The organism is Haloarcula sp. CGMCC 1.6347 (assembly GCF_037078395.1).
Lineage (GTDB): Archaea > Halobacteriota > Halobacteria > Halobacteriales > Haloarculaceae > Haloarcula > Haloarcula amylolytica.
Genome location: NZ_JAYMGX010000001.1, coordinates 122,892 through 141,154, shown reverse-complemented (window position 1 = coordinate 141,154; position 18,263 = coordinate 122,892). Strand labels below are relative to the sequence as shown.

Below are 18,263 nucleotides of genomic sequence, written 5' to 3'. Positions count from 1 at the left end.
CCTTACTCGTCTTCCTGCTCTTGCTGTTGCATCATCTGCTGCATCTGCTGCTGTTGCATCTGCTGGGCCTGCTGTTCGAGCTCCTCCATCTCGGTCTCGACTTCGGCCTTCTCTTCCTGCAGCTCGCTGATGTGGTCGTCCAGCGTCTCCTTCTTGGTTTCCAGCGTGCTGACAGCGCCGTCCTGTTCGCGCTCTGCGGAGTAGCCGCCACCGAGGGAGACGACGACCTCGTCGATGTCCTCGATAGTCGCGCGGATGTAAGCGTCGCCGCCGAGCGGGACCTGCACCGTGGAGCCGGAGTCCAGCGTCTCGATGGCCTCGATTGCCTCGTCGATGTCAGTCTGCTTGTCGCGGAGGCGCTCGATTTCCTCGTCGATAGCGTCGACTTCCTGCTCCATCTGCTCGATCTCCTGTGCGACCTGCTGCATCTGACCGCCGCCGCCACCGCCGCCACCGCCCATCATGCTGCCACCTCCTCGATCGTGATCTGCGTGCGCTTGAGGTTGTGCTGGGAGCCGAAGTCGCTGTAAACGCGCTCCTCAGCGACGTTCTCGTTTGGCGCGTCGACCTCCTTCTCGAACTGCTGTGGGCCGTCTCGGGCCGGGAAACTACCGCGAACAGTGTACGTGCTCATACACGCAGGTGCGGGCAGGGCAGGGAAGTATCTTCCCCTTCCGCCCGTCCCGGGTGTGTCTCGTTCACGAGATGGATCGTCCTGTCCTGCGACTGTGACGACAACGCGATTGGAAAACGAGTGACGGGCCTACTCCTCGGACGCCGGCGCGTACAGCATGTCGCCACCGCACTCTGGACAGGACGGCCGGAGCACACCTGTCGAATAGTCACACTTCCGGCAGACGAGGCGGTTCTGGTCTTCCGCGGGCGGTGTTCGCTGGACCATACGTGACGTTTGGGGACGCACTATATTATTCTTTGACACGAGTTGTCATGGTTGCCGACCCAGATGGATTTCCCGGGGCAATACGTACAGCCAGCTATGAGCGAGACGACCTACCAGTGCGAGTGCGGTGCGGCCCTGCGATTCAGGCAGGACCTGACGCTGGAGCGCGGCGGGACCAGTCGGGCCTGGGCGTGTGGGGACTGCAGACTGCCCGTTCCGAGCGTGGTGGCAGAAAAACTCAGCCACCAGCATCCGTCCTGAGCGGGCGGTAAAACGAAAACCGCGTCAGTCGATGTAGCCGAGCGCCGCGTCGATACGGCCCAGTTCCGGCCCGGAGGTGTCCGAGCCACAGACGTAGCCGTGGTCGTTGGCGAGCAGCCCGGAGCCGACGAGCGGACCGCCGTAGTTGATGGTCCCGATGTCGGCCGGCACGTCGAGGATGTCCTCGAGGGCGTCGAGTTCGCCGTCCGTGGCCTTCGGATGACAGAGCACGCCCTTGTTGGTGGCGACGGCGGCGGTCCCGACGGTGGTGACACCGGCGATGACGCCGCGTTCGACGGGCACGTCCAGCCCATCCTTGACCGCTTGCACGGCATCCCGAGAGAGGTCGGGGTGGACGTACGCGCCGTAGTCGTTACAGCAGACGACGTTTCCGGCGGCGTTGATCCGGCCGGGCATTCTGGTGATGGGCACGTCGACGACATCCTGAATCCGTTCGATTTCGGTCTCGCGGACGCGTTCGGAGACGACCAGCCCGTTCTCGTTGCCGGTCGCGAGCGCACCGACGGTCCCGGAGCGGCCGACGGTGGTCGGCACGGCCGGAACGCCGAGTTCGTCGCTCAGGTCCTCAAGCAGCGATTCGTCTAAGTCTGGGCGAACCAGCACGCAGTCGTCGGTCGCACGGGCGAACACACCCACGTACGACGACCCGGAGAAAGCCGCGCGGAGCAACGTTACTCTGCGGTCTCTGCTTCGACGATGGCTTCGCCCTCTTCCTCGAAGCGGGCGGCGCGAACACGGATCTTGCTCGGCGTGTTGGCGCGACCGCGGGCCCAGGCCGCCTCGTTGATCGAGGGGTCGAGGCGGACGGCGTCCTCGTCGACAGAGAAGTGCTTGGCGAGGTGCTCGCGGATGAGGATCATCGCCTTGTCTGCGCGCTTGTGGTTCGGTTCGGCTCGCGCGTCTCGGAGCGGGACGGTGACGACACGCTCCTCGAAGTCACTGGCGCTCATTATTCGTCAGTGTCGTTGCGCCGCCAGTGGCGTCGTTTGTGGTTGCGCTGGACCTCGCGGTCCGTCTTGAGCATGACCCAGGCCGGGACTCGACTGTTCTGGTTGTCGAGTTTGGCCAGTCGCTTCTTCGTAGCCTTCGATTTCTTACCCATGGTATGGTGCTTGTTCCGCGCCGTGGTTTAAATTCCTTCCTTTTCGAGCCGGTCGCGGCCCGTTATCAGCGGCTATAACTGCGGACGTAGAACTAAGTAGTCCGTGACCCTGATTATCAATGGATGAAGCGCCGGAGATTCCTCCAGACAATGGGTGTCAGTGCGACAGCCGTCAGCTCTGGTTGCATGGGTGGGGGCGGTGAGGTCGTCGTCAGCGTGCAACAGGACGTCAGAGTTGACCCGCACGAAGCGTGGATCAAGGAGGAAATTCCGGACGTATCCGACCCCGGCGGTGAGCTACGGTATATCGTCAAAGCGGACATCCCGTTCAACGTGTACTTTTTTACTGACCGCGAGCAGTTCGAGCAGTACGACACGTTCATCAAGGGTCGGGAGCCCGACGAGACACCGCCGGGGAACCCCGAGTTCAGCCAGACAGCGGTCCAGCCGGAGGGGTCGGATATTTACCGGGCGTCCACGGACGACGGCGGCGCGCGGGAGTCACTGGACGAACCCGGGCCGTACTTCTTCGCCGTCGACCACTCGAACTACCGGATGGAAACACGCGTCGATGACTACGACGATCCGCTGAAGGCCTTCGTCGACCTCACTGTCATCCGGAACAAACTCCCCTTCTAGACGAACGCCAGCGGCACCATCGCCAAGACGCCAACAGCGACGCCGGCAGTTAGTTCGCGTTTACCGCCACCCGGCAAGCCGTCGCCGTACTCCAGCGCTTCGGGGACGAACTCCGTGAGCACGAGATACACCATCGCCCCGGCGGCGAAGCCGAAGCCGAACGGGAGAAATGCCTTCGCCAGCGTGACGAAGTAGTACGCGATAACGGCCCCGACCGGCTGTGGCAGCGAGGAGAACACCGCCCACCAGACCATCTTCCACTCGCTGACACCCAGCGAACGGAGCGGGATGGCGATAGCAGTCCCCTCAGGGACGTTGTGGATGGAGATGGCGACAGTCATGAACACAGCCAGCAGCGGGACGGAGACGCCGAGGATACCCACAGCGGATTCGGGCGTGGCCGACTCCAGCCCGAGTTCCGCGAAGGAGACGCCGACGGCGACGCCCTCCGGGAAGCTATGGACAGTCAGAATGCCCAGAATAAGCAGAAGCTTCTTGAAGTCGGCCCGCTCGAACTGCTCGGGTGACTGGTCGAAGTCATCCAGAAGTTCGTGGGCAACGACGACGAGCAGGACGCCAGCGAGAATGCCGGGAACCATCAAAAGCGGCGACCCGTATGCCAGCCCCTCCCGGACGAGTCCGAAGAGCGATGCGGCGACCATGATTCCCGAGGCCAGCCCCCACAGCAGGACGTTCCATCTGTCGGAGAACTCATCGACGAGAAAGAACGGGATCGCACCGAGGCCGGTGGCAAGCGCCGTAAGCAACCCCGCAACGAACACGAAAGCAACGTTCTCAACGGCGACCATATCGGTCCTACGCCGCTCGGACCGATAAAAATTGTCACTAACCTGATTTATTTTGGTCGGCCTAAACAGTCTGCTGATACGCTGTAAATAGGTTCTCAAGTGGCTAATTGACGCCCCCTCACTCGGTTATAGGCCAGTGCTACGATAGTCCCGACGCTGGCGTGCAGTTATTGACAGGAATTTAATATATTCCACTGATACCGTTCACATAGAACGCGCACCGATAGCAACTGCCTGGCCGTGTCGATACACACTCACAGCGACACTGATTCCACGGTTCGGTACGTCGGGCCGTCAGGTCCCAGCTCACTCTCTTTCAGCCGGATTTCCTCGACCTGCAGGCGTCCCACGTCAGGGTCGTCGTTCTCGACGGCGTTCTGTACTGTCTCTTTGCCGCCGGCGTGGTCCATTCTGGCGATGGTCGCGTGCGGCGTAAACTCGTGGTCCTCCGGGTCGAACCCCATCGCGACGGTCTGATCCTCGACCGCCTTGTGCAGCGCAGCCAGTTCCGCGCCACCCTGTCCGTCGCGGACGCCGACCCAGACGACGCTGATGTAGGACAGCGACGGGAACACGCCGAGACCGCCAAGCTCGGCTTCGAACGGCTCGACGCCGCTGTCTTCGACCGCCCCTTCGAGGGCAGTGACGATGTCGTCAACGCGGTCCGGGTCGGTGTCGCCGAGGAACTTCAGCGTGACGTGGGCCTGTGGGGGGTCGGTCAGCCGAAGCCCAGAGACGCCGTCGAACCGGTCCTGAACGGCCGCTACGGCGTCGCTGAGCCCGTCCAGATCGACGCTGACGAACAGGCGTTTGGCCATAGCTAGCGGTTCCGGTCGTGTCCGCAAGAAAGCTACGACGGAGGTCAGTGGCTGCTGTGGTCTGGGGCTGTATACCACCGCCAGAGGCTATGTCCGAGCCCCAGAGCGACCATTGCGACCGCGACGCCGAAGAGAGCGGGGATAGCAGTGTCAGGAAGGAGACCGAGAGATAGCCGGACGAGAATGGCCGCCACAATCAGGAGGGCTACCCGCGCTCGTGCCCGGGGCGTCTCTGCCGGACTGGATACCCAGCGCCCGAACGCCGGTAGCTGCGCGTAGTAGCGTCCGACGAGAACCGCCAGAACGACCGTTCCTGCAACGCCCACTCCAGCGGCGGACAGTGACAGCGGGGCCTCGTTCGAGGTGATAGCGGCCCAGCTAACGACCGCGAACACACCCCCGAAAAAGACGAGCAACGCGTCTACTGCCAGTGGGTCCCGCATATCCGGGAATCCGACCGCAGGACACCTAAATCTTCACGAGCCGTGGACGTAGCCCTTAACCGGATTGGCCGTCAATCAGGAGGCATGACAGACCACGACGACGACCACGCCTTCTCCGAGGGCCAGGGGTTCGACGACCCCTACGAAGGGTTCGATCTCGAACCGCCGGAGTTCGAGGTGGACCCGGACAAGGTCGACCCCGTCGACTCCCGTGTCGTCACCGACCTGCTGGACCAGCGGAATATCTCCTCTGACGCCGTCGACCCAGAGCAACTGCTCGACGTCGGCCTGGAGTACATGCACATCAACCGCCACGAACAGGCCGCCGAGACGTTCGAGCGCGTCGCCCAGTACACGGACGACGACCGGCTCAAACAGGAGGCCTGGACGAACAAGGGCGCGGCCCACGCGGAACTCGAGGAGTGGGACGCCGCCATCGGCGCGTACAAGGAAGCGCTCAACTTCGACGAGGAGTCCGACCACGCCGCCACGGCGGAGACGAACCTCGCGTACGCGCTGTGGAAATCTGGCCGCTCCGAGCAGGCGCTGGAACACGCCGAGCGCGCCGTCGAGATCGACCCCCGCTTCGGCGAGGGCTGGTACAACCGTGGCTTCTTCCTGCTCGAACGCGGGCTGGCCGACGAGGCCATCGACGCCTTCGACAACGCCGTCCGCCTCGGCTTCCGCAACGCCGACGTGCTCGAAGAGAAGGCCCGCGCCCTCGAAGAGGTCGGCGAGTTCGACCGCGCCGAGGAACTGGCCGAGGAAGTCGACGAGATGCGCGAGGAGGCCGAACAGCAACTGCTTGAATGATCCTCAACGAACGCGACACCGACGAGGGGTTGCTCGTCTCGGTCTGTGACCCCGACATCATGGGCGAAACGTTCGAGAACGGTCCCGTATCGCTGACCGTCAACGAGGAGTTCTACGGCGGCGAAACGGCCACCGAAGACGAAATCGTCGACAGCCTCGCCCGCTGTTCCGTCGCCAACATCGTCGGCGACGACGCCGTCAGCGTCGCCGTCGAGCACGGCTTCGTCGACGAAGAGAACGTGCTCGACCTGGGCGAGACGCGCCACGCGCAACTGCTCTGGATGTAATTCAGGTCGCTGCCGCGAGCCGACCCCGACAGTCTTTGGGTGCGCCCATCGAGAGGGCACGTATGTATTCTCGAGACCACGCCATCGTCTCTGCAGCCGTCGGGGCCGTGGGCGTCACCGTTCTACCGGTCCCTCTTCCGTGGTGGGCCGCCGTCGGCTACGCAGTCGTCGTCGGCGTCGCCATCGACTTCGACCACTTCGCCGTGGCCCGACTGGAGACCGGGGACTGGGCCGCGCTCCGCCGCTGCCTCCGGAACCCGAAGATCGCGGTGTTCGACCAAGACGAGATCTTCGGGCCGCAGGACCTCTGGCCGCTCCAGCGACTGCTCAGCCACCACCTCATCGGCGGCGTGGTCGTGTTCGGTCTCTGGCTCGTCTCCGAGCCGCTATCGCTGTTTACCGCCCTCGTCCTGTACGCCCACGTCCTCGGGGACCTCGTCTGGGACAACTACCTGCTGGAGACCTACCGGGAACAACACGCGATGGCCGCCGAGTCTGACTCCGAGTAGATCCACATGTTCCCGCTATCGATAGCGGACGACAGCCTGTGTACAGGGTGCCCCGAAAGAAACCTCAGCTGTCTAATAACGCTTCATTACCGGTTTTATTGATAGTACAGATCCTCTTAGGCGGTACACAACATATTCCGAAGTGTCTGACTAGCGAGAGAGCACGGGCTTTGCTCACCACACCTGTGTGCCGTGGTAGTATTACACATTCATTCGCGGAAAGCAGCCGCTTTCAGGCTGGTTACGCCGAAAGATCTGGTTAACAAAGTATCGTATCACGCAAGGGGAACCATGATCTGGTGGAGGGTAGCTGACGGCCAAACATGAATCTGCCGTCGGTCCCGAAAATCAGTCGCAAGTCCGTTCCGAGAGACGTTGTTATCGCCTGTGTCGGAATAGTTGCCACAGTACTGCTCGCGCCACTGGTGCTGTTCACAACAGAGATATTTGTTCTCATAGTCCCGTTATGTGGTGGGGTTGCTGGCCTGACATATCTGGCGGGGTGGCTACGAACCGACGAAGCACGCACGCACACGACAGCGTTCGTGGGAAAGAACGCGGTACGGGTCGTAGAGACGGCTGTCATCGTTGGAATTGGAGCCCTGGCGTTGCTTGGGGCTCTCCAGAACGGCCGGACAATTCAGTTCCATCTCGTGAGCGGCGTCATTGGCACGGCAATCATTGCGCAGATCGTTTTCGCTGAGACATCGGCATTGCGGCCCCGGGTCGTGCTGGCAGAACTGCTCGGGCTCCTGCTCGTGATCCAGTACACTGCCTTGCTGACCACTCCAGGATTCATTGGCGTCGACACATGGGTTCACGTAACCCAGTTCATCGCGGACATACAGTCCGCCGGAACAACCGCTGCGATCTCCGAGTCGAAGTACTCGGTGGCACCGGTGTATCACATACTCGTCGTCAGCGGTGCGGCGCTGTTCGGATCCGGTCTCCGGACAGCCATGTTTGCGAGCGTCGCGCTCGTCATTCCGATGACGCCACTACTAGTATACAGTACAGCCCGGTATATGCTAGCAGTACGGGGCTCGCTTCTCGCTGCAGCGTTGTTCACGATGAGCGATTATATGTTGCGCTGGAGTATCGACGTTATCCCGAACAGTCTTGGGCTCGTTTATTTCGCCGCTGTCCTGTTCGGACTAACGAAGCTATTCTACACCGACACCCGGCGCCCACTGTATGCGCTTACGCTGTACTGCTGTCTGTCGGTCGTCCTGGTCCATCAGGTGTCGACGTTCATCGTGCTTACACTGCTTGGTGCCGGTGTCGTCGCCAAGCTCGTCACAGACCATACGGACTATCTCAGTGGCGTCGCGGACCGCGTCCCCTCGGAGATTCCAACGGTAAACACGATTGGACTGTTCGGTACGACGACGGTACTGGCAATGGGGTTCTGGTCGGTTACGCCCTATGGAGACCAGTCATTTATCGGCCGGATGATTGTACTGCTCAGCAGCGACCTCTCGGGTGCCGGCTTCCTCAACCTGCGCAGCAGTAACGCCGCCAGTGAAGAACTGCCCGCCTCAATCGTGCAAGATGTCCCCACTGCAGTGACTCTCGTTGACGCAATGGGGTTCTCGATCCTGCTGTGTCTGCTAGTGCTGGGACTACTGGTGTTGCTTCAGCGACACCGCCTCACCCAACTCTCCGCGATATTTGTTGTCGGCGCGGGGATTATGCTTGTATTCACACTGGGGCTCCCACTGTTTGGCGTCAACGTCTTCATTCCGGATCGATGGTTCGCGTTCCTCTATGTCCTGATGGCAATCGTTGGCGTATTTGGCCTGCGATACGTCACACAACAGTTTGGGACCCGTACTGTCGTCGCCTGTATGCTGATTCTCGCGCTTGTGTTCCCCGGGTCAGTCTTCGTCTCACGTAAGGCGACGCTCGAGGACCCTGCCTTTGAGGAAGCATACCCGCGGTACTCACACACGGAGTCTGAGCTGGCTGCGGTGGAATCGATCTCAGCGCTCCGGTCACAGGATCGGAGTACAGTCGTGACCGATCACCCCTACCGGATGGTGTTTCCACTCTGGCAAAACCAGTCGTCGCGGCCGTTAGAGTACGACACCGATAGCGGCGGCTTTGAGAGCAGAGACCGGGTGTACCGGCGCTATCAGTCCACTGGGTCGCCAATCATCACTGCTAACGGTCGGTTCAAAAAAGTACAGCTTGACAGGGAACTCGTCTGTCCGTCCGATTCGGCCGTAGTTTATAACAATGGGGCGGTCCAGTACTGCCGTACTTTCGAGGTGTCAGGGTAGCTACCGATGATTCGCTCACTGTGTAACCGGCTGCTACACCGGACGGGACCGTACGCCGATCTGCTACTCGTCGCCAGCTATACGACCGTGGTGGCTTCGGTGTTGCAGTCTCCGGGATGGCTGGGACCGACGGCACGGATCCCCGTTGCCCTGCCAGTGTTGCTGTTCGCGCCGGGATATGCTCTGGTCGCTGCGATCTTCCCGAGCTTGACTATCGAATCAGTCACAAGCGATGGCCGAGCCCCGCCTACGCGACCTCGTAACCGGCTAAACGGGCTTGTCCCGGTCGAACGTGTGACACTCGCAGTTGTCGCAAGCGCATCGGGACTCCCGATGGTGTTGTACGGCCTCTCGATGGTGACTCGGATTCGCCTCTCGCTGATCTGTGCTGTCGCCGCTACCGTGACAGTTGGGTGCTGTGCCGTCGCTGCGGGCCGGCGGACTGTTACAGGCTGGGAGCCGCCGGTGGACGGCGGGCTTGGACGCGAAGTGCTCGGCATCGAGTCACGTATCGACGTGTTACCGGTTTTGGCCGCCGTCGTTGCAGTGGTACTGGTCACCGCCGCTGGCGTAGTGGTTCTCGATGGAAACGGAGCAACGGCGAACGCCGAACTCGCAATCGGAACTGAGAACGCTGCAGGAAATGTGACCATCGAAGACTACCAGGGCGTCTATTTCCCGGGTGATACGGGTAACTACACAGTCCAAATCGAACACCACGGCGATACGTCCCAAGAGTACACGTACGTTGTCGGCTTTGAGCGCCAGTCGGGGAACGGCTCCGGTTCCTGGTCAGTCAGGCAGCGGACGTCTGTTACCGCTCGACCGTCGATCCCGGTAACGGACGACGTGAGCGTGCAACTCGATGGACCGTCGGGCAACGGCACCGTCGTCGTGCTCCTATATGAGGGACAGGCCCCGGAAACACCCACGCGGGACAATGCACTCAGAGTGGTGTCTGTCCCTGTCGAGGTACGATTACCATGACCCCATCCGCGTATAGCCTCGGACTCTCGACAGCTAATTCGAGTATAAATTACTGGCCATCGCTTGCAGGAATACCAGATCTTATGCACCGATGGATACCGGCCCACGAGGGACCCAGTTCTGAAACTGCAACGTCGACGAGAGAGACAGCCGATGAGTGAGCGAGTCCTGTTCAGCGTCAATCATCCCGCACAGGTCCATCTTTTCAAATATGCCGCCCGGGAGCTCGAAGCAGAGGGCTTCGAGACGCTCGTGGCTGCTCGCGAGAAGGAGATGACGGTTGACCTGCTCTCGGCCGAGGGACTGGACTACGTCACACTTACCACCGAAAGCGACGGGCTAGTGGAGCTGACAGCCGAGCTTGCGAAGCGAGAGCGGCGGCTCTACAACTTGGCCCGTGAGTTTGATCCCTCCGTAATCGTCGCGCGGCTGGCCCCGCCAGCGGTCCACGTCGCCACTGCGCTTGGCTGTCGGAACCTTGTGTACATGGACACAATCCTTCGCCCGCGGACGGTTCGACTGCTGTATCACGGACTCACGCTCCCATTCGTCGACGATATCTGTTCGCCACCGGGGATGGACTTTCACGTTCCCTTTGGACAGTCACACACGGTCGGGTTCCAGGAGCTAGCGTACCTCCACCCCGACCGGTTCAAGCCGGACCCAGAGCGTCTACGAGCCCACGGTGTCAACCCAGATGCGACCTACACCGTAGTCAGACTGGCGGGCTGGGATGCGTACCACGATATCGGTGAAAAGGGGCTCGACGCGGCTACCAGGTCACAGCTCGTTGAGCAGCTATGTGATCGGGGCGAGGTGTATATTACCTGTGAGGGGGACTTGCCGTCAGAGTACGACCGGCATCAGCTCGCTGTCCCGCCGCATCTGGTCCATGACCTCCTCTACTTTGCCGACCTCTATATCGGTGATTCACAGACGATGCCAACTGAGGCTGCCCTGCTGGGGACACCAGCTATCCGAATAAATTCCGTCGTCGGAGACAACGATATGCACAATTTCCTCGAACTGGAGGAGCGGGAGCTGTTGTACTCGTATACAGATGGGACAGCGGCCATCGACCGGGCCGACTCTCTGCTGTCTGACGATGACGCGGAGCGCTGGGAGCGCGAACGTAAGCGGCTCCTGGCACAGCAGCGTGACGTAACAGAGCACATGGTCGAGCTTATCCGAACTGGTGGTAACGATTGAACCGATACAGACACCCTCTATCCCGTCGGTATGCATCGGTTTCAATCGCGGTACGCCTTGCTATAGCTAGATAATCCCCTGCTAACAAATGGATACCAGCGCAGTCCACGAGGTACTGGTGTTGCTATATGGAAGTTAGAACGGCCGTCCTGAAGTTATTCTCCGGAAATATCGCACTCGCGATCATTGAGTTTGCGGCGGTTGCCGGGTTCACTCGAGCTATGGGCACTGGGGCTATCGGGTCGTTCTTTCTTTTTCAGGCAGTCATTGGGATGCTCAATATCCCCGCTGATCTGGGCATCTCGAAGGCGGTTGAAAAACAGCTTTCGGCTGCTGCCCCGATGGGCGAGGTTCTCGGGACGGCACTCGTCGTCAAGACACTGCTGGTGCTGCCGTGGCTGGCCGGTCTAGTGGCATTTGCCTCGTATGTTGAGCAGTATATCGGCATTCCGGGCGTTGTACCCATTCTGGTCACCGGCCTCGTCATCAGACAGGTCCGAGAGCTTGCGCTGCGCCTGCTCGCGGGGGAGCTCCAGGTTGAGCGTAACGCAGCGGTGAAAGTATTCGGAAAGCTGACCTGGGTTGGAACGGGTGCCGTTTTCGTGGTAAATGGAATGGGTGCAAGTGGCCTCGTTCTCGGGTTCGTGCTGGGCGACCTCGCGGCTGCGCTCGGAGCCATGGCACGGCTCGATATCAGGGTGGGCTGGCCCCGACTGGATCGGGCGCGCGCACTCGTTGGATTCGGGCGGTACCTGTTCGTCGGGAGTGTCAGCGGAATCGTCTACGAGTGGATCGACGTGGCGATCCTCCGTCTGTTCGTCCCGGTATCGCTCGTCGGTGTGTACGAAATCGCCTGGCGGGTTGCCGCTGTCGCGCTGCTGTTGACCAACGCTATCCGCACATCGTTGTTCCCACAGATCTCAAGATGGCACGACCGGGACCGGTTTGAACGCATTGAAGACGCCTTCCGAACCTGGGTTCAGCTGTCGCTGTACGCGACTATTCCAGCGTTCGCCGGTGCAGTCGTCCTTGGCCCCGATCTTTTGACCACTATCTTCGGAAGCGCGGCTGCTGCGGGCTATCCTGTGCTGGTTGTGTTTATGCTAGAGAAGATCCTCCGGTCAGTACAGCTTGTTATCGGTCCGGCACTGTACGCAATGGATGCGCCGCAACTGGGCTACCGGGGCAGTGTCGTCGCTATCAGTGCGAACGTTGTTCTCAATCTCGCGCTCATTCCGTCTTTCGGTATCCGTGGAGCAGCGGTCGCAACGACTCTGAGCGCGGCGGCGGCCGCCGTGGTGTCAATCTATTACGTGCGGCAGTTCGTCCGCATTCCACTCCCGCGTAAACGAATCGTTTGGAGCGCTATCGCGGCGACACTGATGGCTGGTACAGTTGCGCTGGTGATTCGTCTCTTCGATCCCGGCTGGCTTCGTCTCAGCGTTGGCCTCGGAGTCGGCGTGTTGAGTTACGCCGGGCTGTTGTTGGCTAACTCCGGTATCCGAATCCAGTTGCGGCAGGCTATGGGGTCGCTTGGTTGGGCGTAGCAGTTGGGAACAGCGCTGCAGCGTGTTTGTCGACAACGGTGCTCCAGTCATGCGCCTCAGCAGTTTCTCTGGCCGTGCGCTCGATTTGACCGGCGAGAGCCGGGTCATCGAGACACTGCTCGATCGCCGAGCAAAGCCCCGTTGCTGTTCCATCGTACAGGAGCCCATTGTCTCCGTCCGTAATCAGGCGCTGGTGTGGCGGAATATCTGTTGCCATGACGACTGCGCCGGCTGCCATGTATTCGAGCAGTTTCGCCGGGTAACTGATTCGATACGACTCGATATCCTCTAGCGGAGAAATGGCCACATCAGTCCGGGTCAACAGCCCTGGGACGTCACTGTGGGGCACTCGTCCGTACCAGACGATCTGGTCAGCCACTCCCAACTTCACAGCCTTTGCCTGCATTGCATCGATGTAACCGGATTGGCCATCACCCGCGATATGGAACTCAAACGTCTCGCCACACTCTGCGAGCGCTTCAATAACGTGTGGGAGCCCCCTGGCTGCGCCGAGCGAGCCGACGTATGTCACGGTCAGTGGTCTAGAGAAGGAGTCACCAGTCTGTCGTCCGTCAGCGGGCTCGAACGTCTCAGTATCAACGCCCATTCCGATGACTGTCGCCGACGAGAGGTCCAGTCCGTACTCCTGTTCGGTGACTTGACGGATCCCCTCAGTCAGACAGGTGACCTGATCACACCGCTGCAAAGCCACTTTGACTGCGGCGGCGTACCCTGCCCAGATCATGACGGAGAGGCGCTCCACGGGCGACATATCTGCCTGTCTAGACGTGACAAAGTCACGCTTCTGTCGGACCGGAACCACCTGAAGCCCAGCGACAAAGCGCGAGTCACCGGCAATAGCACCAACCCATGCCTGAACGAGGGTTCGCTGGAAGCCATAGGTGGCATCGAACCGATGCCGAGCCCCGAGTACGGTCGCGTACAGTGTGGCGATGATGAAGAACGCTATCGTCGAAACGAGGCGGGTGTTGCCGGTTCGGATCGGATGGTAAACGACTGACGTGTTACCGGTATCGCCTGCATCGTGGTCTTTGTCGGCGCTACAGATGACATGAACAGTGTGTGTAGCTGCAAGCTTTGTCGAGATGTAGTGTGGGACAGTCGCGCTGAACGGTGATCTAACATCGCGGTGATGAATCAGTAGGAGAGAGCGACGCTGTGCCATCGGCTCAGGGGTTACAGACCCACCGGTACGGGTCGAATGCCTCGTGTGATTGTTCCTGCTATCATTTGCACCGAAAGTCTACGGTTACGGTCATAAGTAAAGGGGAGTTATGCGTACACAACCCGGAGACCGCACGGGAAGGCAGCGAGAGCTACCCGACTCGTCGACGGTAAGGTGTGTATTATATAATATCTCAGACAGCTACAGGCGGCAATGAATGGAGGCCAGCGGACGCGGCGGGGGTTTCTTAAAGGGATCGCCGCTACGGCCTTGACAGTCGGTATTAACTACCCCGGGACTGTCACGACCCAGTCGCGGTTCGACACTGTCGTCAACGCCATTGCAGCGGGTGCAGACCCCGATGGGTCGGAACGGATCGACAACGTCCTCGAGGGGTACATCGATGATGATACACTCATCGAGTTCCCCGCGGGAAGGTATCGTCTTGGCTCCCTCGACGTCGGCCCTGTTCGTAACTTGGGTCTACGAGCGAAGCCCGAGGCGCGGGTCTTGTTTGAGCCCGCGACACCAGCCAGCGATCAGCGCTCACTCATTACGTTCGAAGGGGTCGAAGACCTCCTTTTAAATGGACTGACATTTGACTTTTCACGGCCGGGATTCGGAAACACTCTCAGGGTGATCGCTAATGGTGACTTTCTGGCTCAGGACCTCAGAATCCGTGGTCAATTGCCGGATCAGGACCGGACGATACCACACGTCGGGTTCCGGTTTGACGTGCGCGACCCGGATTCGACAGGGGTTGTGAGAGATGTCTCTGCCCCTGACGGTGGACATCAAGGGGGGAACAGCGTTGGTATCTTCGTCGGTAAAAACCACGCCGGCACACTTCGATTCGAGAACTGCACTGTCGCTAACTTCCCCAATAACGGACTCTATGCCTCCGCGCCGGGCCGAAGCAGTCGGAACTATAGGGGTCGGGACGGCGTTGTACACGTTAAAGGGGGTCTGTACGCAAATAACAACATCGCTAACGTTCGGCTGGGATCGACCGGATCGACGGCTTACGGAGTCACGGTTCGCGTCGATTCGGTACCACCGTACCCGTCACTGGAGAAGCTAAATGTCCGCGGAATCAGGCTACGTGCCCAGTCCGGACAGTTCATCAGCGACTGCGATATCACTATCACTAGTGACGCAGGCCCCGGATTCGGTGCTATCGTCTATCACCCCGACCACGACTCTTCGACCGTTCGCAACACGACGATCCACGTCGACAAAGACGAGTACAATGCGGTCAGGGCCATCAGTGGGGACAGTGGCGGCACCGGGGCACCACTTACTCTCCGGAACGTTAGTGTGACTGGCGACGCAGCCGGCGGTGCTGCCGTTGTTATCGCTGATCGAGACAGAACAGTACTGCGGGACTGCGTAATCGAGCAGTCGGGAGCGGGGCGCGATGGAGTTAGGTTCACCAGTGCAGACGAGTGCCTAATAACCGACTCAACCATTCAGGTTCCCGGCGAGCCGCTGTCGCTTATCGACTCATCCGTGCGGAAGGTTCGGCTTACTGTCTGAATCTGTTCCTACCAACTGAAGCGTAACTGGTAGTTACTTGGCCCCGAAAAATGCGGTAGTCGTAATCACGCTTTATTGCATTATTAGTAACGTTCTCCTGAATGGTCGAAAAGAATTACATACTACCCCACAGTTATGATGGGGCCAGTTCTAGTGCGGACTCCGCCAAAGAGGGACGGTTACTACTGACGCGAAGGCAGCTACTGGGAGGCATACTGGCTGCAAGTACAGTACCGATGATTCCGAAGGGACTTGGAATGCCATCTTCTCGCACTCTCGAAATAATTTCAACGGATCAGCAAAGCGAGACTGGCTCCCTCGACGTGCGCTACGAGTTTACCACAACAGGCGAGATTGTCCCGGTAAATGACGGCGAGAACGCAGCAGAGGCCAATGATAGCGTGGCGAAAAACGACGACGAAACGTGGACTGCGATTGGGTGGACAGGCAATGGATTCGGCGATAGCTACGAAATCAACGGTATCGTTACCGATTTCAATGCCAGTGGGAACTACGAAATCCGGCTGGACGGAGCGGTGGTTACAGTCTCGGAGCTAGTTGCACCGGCTGACCACGTCGTTGAGATACAGACCACCGAAGACCCCTCTGAACTCGATTACGAACTGACGACGACGGGTGAGCCGATTCCGTGTACTGGTGATACGGAAAACGCCGCTGACGACAATGACAGGATCGTCCGTAACGACGACGACACCTGGATGATCGACGGATATACTGGTAACGGCTACGGCGACCAGTACTACTTTTCCGGCGAGATTATCGACTTCGGGCCCGTTGAGCCGTTCGCTTCGGTATACGTTGATGGGAAGCAGATCGACCTCTCGCCGTTTGAGCGGTCTCCAGATCCGGCTACAGAGATCGGCGGTGGCGGCAGGTATACCAACACGGTTCCTGAGTCAGATGCCAACTACGTAGTCGAGACACTCTCCGAGTTGCTTACTGCACTGGATGCTGCTGGCCGCGGCGATATTGTCTACGTTGCTGGCGACGCTACCATTGATGCCTCGCCAGTTACCGGAAGTGACCGGCTAACTGTGCCTGCCGGAGTAACCCTCGCTTCTAACCGTGGTATCGACGGCGCGTCGGGTGGCCAGATCTCCACTGGCGTCATCGATTATGAACACCTCATGGGCCTGAGCGAGGACGTCCGATTGACCGGACTCCAGATCAGAGGACCCGAAACCGGATATCGCGAGTACAGTACCCCGGTATCCAGTGGCGTCACCGTTGAGAGAACAGGCTGTGAAATCGACAACACCGAGCTATGGGGGTTCAACCACGCAGCACTCAAACTCCGAACGTCGACACATATCCATCACTGCCATATCCACGACAACCCCATGGGCGGACTGGGCTACGGTATCCAATGTTTAGACGGGGACAACACGCTCATAGAGTACAATCGATTCGACTTTAATCGCCATTCTGTTGCGAGTGGGACCGGGAAGGCCGGATACGAGGTCCGATACAATCACTTTGGCGGCACCGAAACACCCTCCTATCAGGTCGGAACACATCAGCCGGGTGGGACGACGCTGCTGATCCATCATAACACCTTCACGCCCCTCCGACACGTTGGTCGACATCCTGGGGAACCGGGAACGCACGTCAGCATCCGTGGCGTCCCCGAAGACCGCGGTGAGATCCACCACAACTGGTTTTACAACCCAAAGCAGCCATCGGCGGGTCGGGGTAACGAAGCAGTCATCCAGCCACACGTCGAATCGTTAACAAACCTTCGTTTCGGGAACAACCACTACGGACAGAATATTCCTGACGGCGATGTGGGGTGTCCACGGCGCTAAAAAGTACTCTAAGGAGAACGTTACTAACACCCTAGATTCTGAAGACATCCAATCGATGGGGACCGTCGTCATTTCGCTGGACGCCGAACTCGCATGGGGGTTTGTCGATTTCCCGGTCTTACCGGACCGACGACTCGCGCGCGCCCGGGAGATGTGGCTAAAATTGTTGGACCTGTTTGAAAAGTATGATCTTCCCGCCACTTGGGCGGTCGTTGGCCACTTGTTTCTTGAAGACTGTGATGGTCGACACCCGAACCACCCGCTCGATGCGGCGTGGTTTGACAGAGAACGGTCTTCAGAGCATGAGGATCTGTGGTGTGCGCCGGATCTCATTGACACAGTTGCCGACGCGACAGTCGACCACGAAATCGCTTGTCATTCCTTTTCACACGTTAATTTCCAGTCTAGCAGGGCCTCGAAGTCTGTTGCGGCGGCCGAATTGGGGCGGTGTCACAAGCTCGCCGACCGTTGCGGAATTGATCTGTCCAGTTTCGTGTTCCCACGTAACCGTGTTGCACATCGCGATGTCCTTGCGAGATCGGGTTTTCGTTGTTACCGTGGGCGGCAGCCACCGTGCTGGCACACTGACAATCGATTGACGCCACTGGTTCGGGCCGTCAGTGGCTCGCCGCTAGGAATTACGCCGCCCATTGTCCATCCTCGTGTCGACGAGCATGGACTCGTTGAGATCCCGGCGTCGCTGTTACTGTTTTGCTTCGAAGGATGGGCTCGCCAGATAACTGAGACACTGTGGGCTGACCCCGTTGTCAAAATGGTCCAGCGAGGGGTCAACCAGGTCGACGGTGGTGATGGAATCTTCCACCTCTGGCTTCATCCAAACAATCTCATCAACGACGCGGGGATCAAGCGGATGGAGTCGGTATTATCATATATCGATCAAAAGCGTGGCCCGGGTCTCGCGGTCCGGACCATGGAGACAGTCGCACAGCGGACTGTCGGCTCGGCCCCGCAGCAGACCTAGTAAGTCCATCCTTCTACCGATAATGAACTTATAATTAACTGAGAGTCAGCCATCGCCACACTATCTGTGGAGTTAGCAGAGAGATATGATACTATACATATGTGC

The 18,263-nt window shown here is 59.6% G+C and carries 22 protein-coding genes and 1 pseudogene; 13 read left to right on the top strand and 10 right to left on the bottom strand.

Annotation, left to right across the window (positions count from 1 at the left end):
• Positions 1-2: 2 nt before the first annotated feature.
• The 3 genes from pfdA to VI340_RS00725 all read right to left on the bottom strand — a co-directional run bounded on the left by pfdA (position 3) and on the right by VI340_RS00725 (position 901).
• Entirely contained in the window at positions 3-464 is a 462-nt protein-coding gene (pfdA, locus tag VI340_RS00735) for a prefoldin subunit alpha (RefSeq protein WP_336357566.1), read from the bottom strand.
• Positions 461-634 carry a 50S ribosomal protein L18Ae gene (gene rpl18a, locus VI340_RS00730; RefSeq protein WP_004594032.1) on the bottom strand — a complete coding sequence of 58 codons (174 nt, stop codon included), beginning with the start codon at positions 632-634 and terminating at the stop codon, positions 461-463. The genes pfdA and rpl18a overlap by 4 nt, the downstream gene beginning before the upstream one ends.
• A 129-nt stretch (positions 635-763) precedes the next feature.
• Positions 764-901, bottom strand: coding sequence for a hypothetical protein (locus VI340_RS00725; RefSeq protein ID WP_008311168.1), 138 nt, complete (start codon positions 899-901; stop codon positions 764-766).
• A 96-nt stretch (positions 902-997) separates the two neighbouring features.
• On the opposite strand from VI340_RS00725, the gene VI340_RS00720 reads away from it, so the two are divergent.
• Positions 998-1,162 carry a hypothetical protein gene (locus VI340_RS00720; protein ID WP_336357565.1) on the top strand — a complete coding sequence of 55 codons (165 nt, stop codon included), beginning with the start codon at positions 998-1,000 and terminating at the stop codon, positions 1,160-1,162.
• A 24-nt stretch (positions 1,163-1,186) separates the two neighbouring features.
• Here VI340_RS00720 and VI340_RS00715 read toward each other — a convergent pair whose 3' ends face one another.
• Genes VI340_RS00715 through VI340_RS00705 form a run of 3 tightly spaced genes read right to left on the bottom strand, consistent with a single transcriptional unit; the run spans position 1,187 to position 2,285 of the window.
• Positions 1,187-1,852: a translation initiation factor IF-6 gene (locus tag VI340_RS00715; RefSeq protein WP_050037477.1), complete on the bottom strand. Its 666-nt coding sequence runs from the start codon at positions 1,850-1,852 to the stop codon at positions 1,187-1,189.
• Positions 1,853-1,854: 2 nt separating this feature from the next.
• Positions 1,855-2,133 carry a 50S ribosomal protein L31e gene (locus VI340_RS00710; protein WP_004518347.1) on the bottom strand — a complete coding sequence of 93 codons (279 nt, stop codon included), beginning with the start codon at positions 2,131-2,133 and terminating at the stop codon, positions 1,855-1,857.
• A complete protein-coding gene (locus VI340_RS00705; RefSeq protein ID WP_004518346.1) occupies positions 2,133-2,285 on the bottom strand; it encodes a 50S ribosomal protein L39e in 153 nt (50 codons plus the stop codon). Before VI340_RS00705 ends, VI340_RS00710 begins: the two co-directional genes overlap by 1 nt.
• Positions 2,286-2,471: 186 nt before the next feature.
• Here VI340_RS00705 and VI340_RS00700 point away from each other — a divergent pair, with 186 nt between their 5' ends.
• Positions 2,472-2,924: a hypothetical protein gene (locus tag VI340_RS00700; RefSeq protein WP_008311174.1), complete on the top strand. Its 453-nt coding sequence runs from the start codon at positions 2,472-2,474 to the stop codon at positions 2,922-2,924.
• Here VI340_RS00700 and VI340_RS00695 read toward each other — a convergent pair.
• The 3 genes from VI340_RS00695 to VI340_RS00685 all read right to left on the bottom strand — a co-directional run bounded on the left by VI340_RS00695 (position 2,921) and on the right by VI340_RS00685 (position 4,994).
• Positions 2,921-3,733, bottom strand: a complete 813-nt coding sequence (locus VI340_RS00695; protein WP_008311176.1) for a ZIP family metal transporter — start codon at positions 3,731-3,733, stop codon at positions 2,921-2,923. The two genes, VI340_RS00700 and VI340_RS00695, sit on opposite strands and share 4 nt — an antisense overlap.
• A gap of 254 nt (positions 3,734-3,987) precedes the next feature.
• The gene (thpR, locus tag VI340_RS00690; protein WP_336357564.1) at positions 3,988-4,551 is read right to left on the bottom strand and encodes an RNA 2',3'-cyclic phosphodiesterase; all 564 of its coding nucleotides are present in this window, start codon (positions 4,549-4,551) and stop codon (positions 3,988-3,990) included.
• Between the two features lie 44 nt (positions 4,552-4,595).
• Entirely contained in the window at positions 4,596-4,994 is a 399-nt protein-coding gene (locus VI340_RS00685; RefSeq protein ID WP_336330337.1) for a hypothetical protein, read from the bottom strand.
• Positions 4,995-5,078: 84 nt separating this feature from the next.
• Here VI340_RS00685 and VI340_RS00680 point away from each other — a divergent pair, with 84 nt between their 5' ends.
• The 7 genes from VI340_RS00680 to VI340_RS00650 all read left to right on the top strand — a co-directional run bounded on the left by VI340_RS00680 (position 5,079) and on the right by VI340_RS00650 (position 12,628).
• Entirely contained in the window at positions 5,079-5,807 is a 729-nt protein-coding gene (locus VI340_RS00680; protein ID WP_008311183.1) for a tetratricopeptide repeat protein, read from the top strand.
• Positions 5,804-6,094, top strand: coding sequence for a DUF424 domain-containing protein (locus VI340_RS00675; RefSeq protein ID WP_004518341.1), 291 nt, complete (start codon positions 5,804-5,806; stop codon positions 6,092-6,094). The genes VI340_RS00680 and VI340_RS00675 overlap by 4 nt, the downstream gene beginning before the upstream one ends.
• Before the next feature lie 62 nt (positions 6,095-6,156).
• A complete protein-coding gene (locus VI340_RS00670) occupies positions 6,157-6,603 on the top strand; it encodes a hypothetical protein (protein WP_008311185.1) in 447 nt (148 codons plus the stop codon).
• A gap of 545 nt (positions 6,604-7,148) precedes the next feature.
• On the top strand, positions 7,149-8,885 hold the full coding sequence (locus VI340_RS00665; protein ID WP_239642298.1) for a hypothetical protein: 1,737 nt from the start codon (positions 7,149-7,151) through the stop codon (positions 8,883-8,885).
• A 6-nt stretch (positions 8,886-8,891) separates the two neighbouring features.
• A complete protein-coding gene (locus VI340_RS00660) occupies positions 8,892-9,872 on the top strand; it encodes a DUF1616 domain-containing protein (protein WP_239642299.1) in 981 nt (326 codons plus the stop codon).
• 153 nt (positions 9,873-10,025) lie between these two features.
• Positions 10,026-11,081, top strand: coding sequence for a DUF354 domain-containing protein (locus VI340_RS00655; protein WP_008311190.1), 1,056 nt, complete (start codon positions 10,026-10,028; stop codon positions 11,079-11,081).
• A gap of 128 nt (positions 11,082-11,209) precedes the next feature.
• The gene (locus VI340_RS00650) at positions 11,210-12,628 is read left to right on the top strand and encodes an oligosaccharide flippase family protein (RefSeq protein WP_008311192.1); all 1,419 of its coding nucleotides are present in this window, start codon (positions 11,210-11,212) and stop codon (positions 12,626-12,628) included.
• On the opposite strand, the gene VI340_RS00645 is transcribed toward VI340_RS00650, so the two are convergent.
• The gene (locus VI340_RS00645) at positions 12,603-13,400 is read right to left on the bottom strand and encodes a glycosyltransferase family 4 protein (protein WP_336357563.1); all 798 of its coding nucleotides are present in this window, start codon (positions 13,398-13,400) and stop codon (positions 12,603-12,605) included. The two genes, VI340_RS00650 and VI340_RS00645, sit on opposite strands and share 26 nt — an antisense overlap.
• Before the next feature lie 627 nt (positions 13,401-14,027).
• Here VI340_RS00645 and VI340_RS00640 point away from each other — a divergent pair.
• The 4 genes and pseudogenes from VI340_RS00640 to VI340_RS00630 all read left to right on the top strand — a co-directional run bounded on the left by VI340_RS00640 (position 14,028) and on the right by VI340_RS00630 (position 18,158).
• The gene (locus tag VI340_RS00640) at positions 14,028-15,350 is read left to right on the top strand and encodes a twin-arginine translocation signal domain-containing protein (RefSeq protein WP_336357562.1); all 1,323 of its coding nucleotides are present in this window, start codon (positions 14,028-14,030) and stop codon (positions 15,348-15,350) included.
• 101 nt (positions 15,351-15,451) lie between these two features.
• On the top strand, positions 15,452-17,176 hold the full coding sequence (locus VI340_RS00635) for a right-handed parallel beta-helix repeat-containing protein (RefSeq protein ID WP_336357561.1): 1,725 nt from the start codon (positions 15,452-15,454) through the stop codon (positions 17,174-17,176).
• Positions 17,154-17,669: pseudogene (locus VI340_RS19810) on the top strand (polysaccharide deacetylase family protein); the annotation flags it as partial. The gene VI340_RS00635 and the pseudogene VI340_RS19810, both read left to right, overlap by 23 nt.
• Positions 17,670-17,948: 279 nt before the next feature.
• Complete coding sequence (locus tag VI340_RS00630; RefSeq protein WP_239642301.1) at positions 17,949-18,158, top strand: hypothetical protein; 210 nt, start codon at positions 17,949-17,951, stop codon at positions 18,156-18,158.
• Positions 18,159-18,263 lie beyond the last annotated feature (105 nt).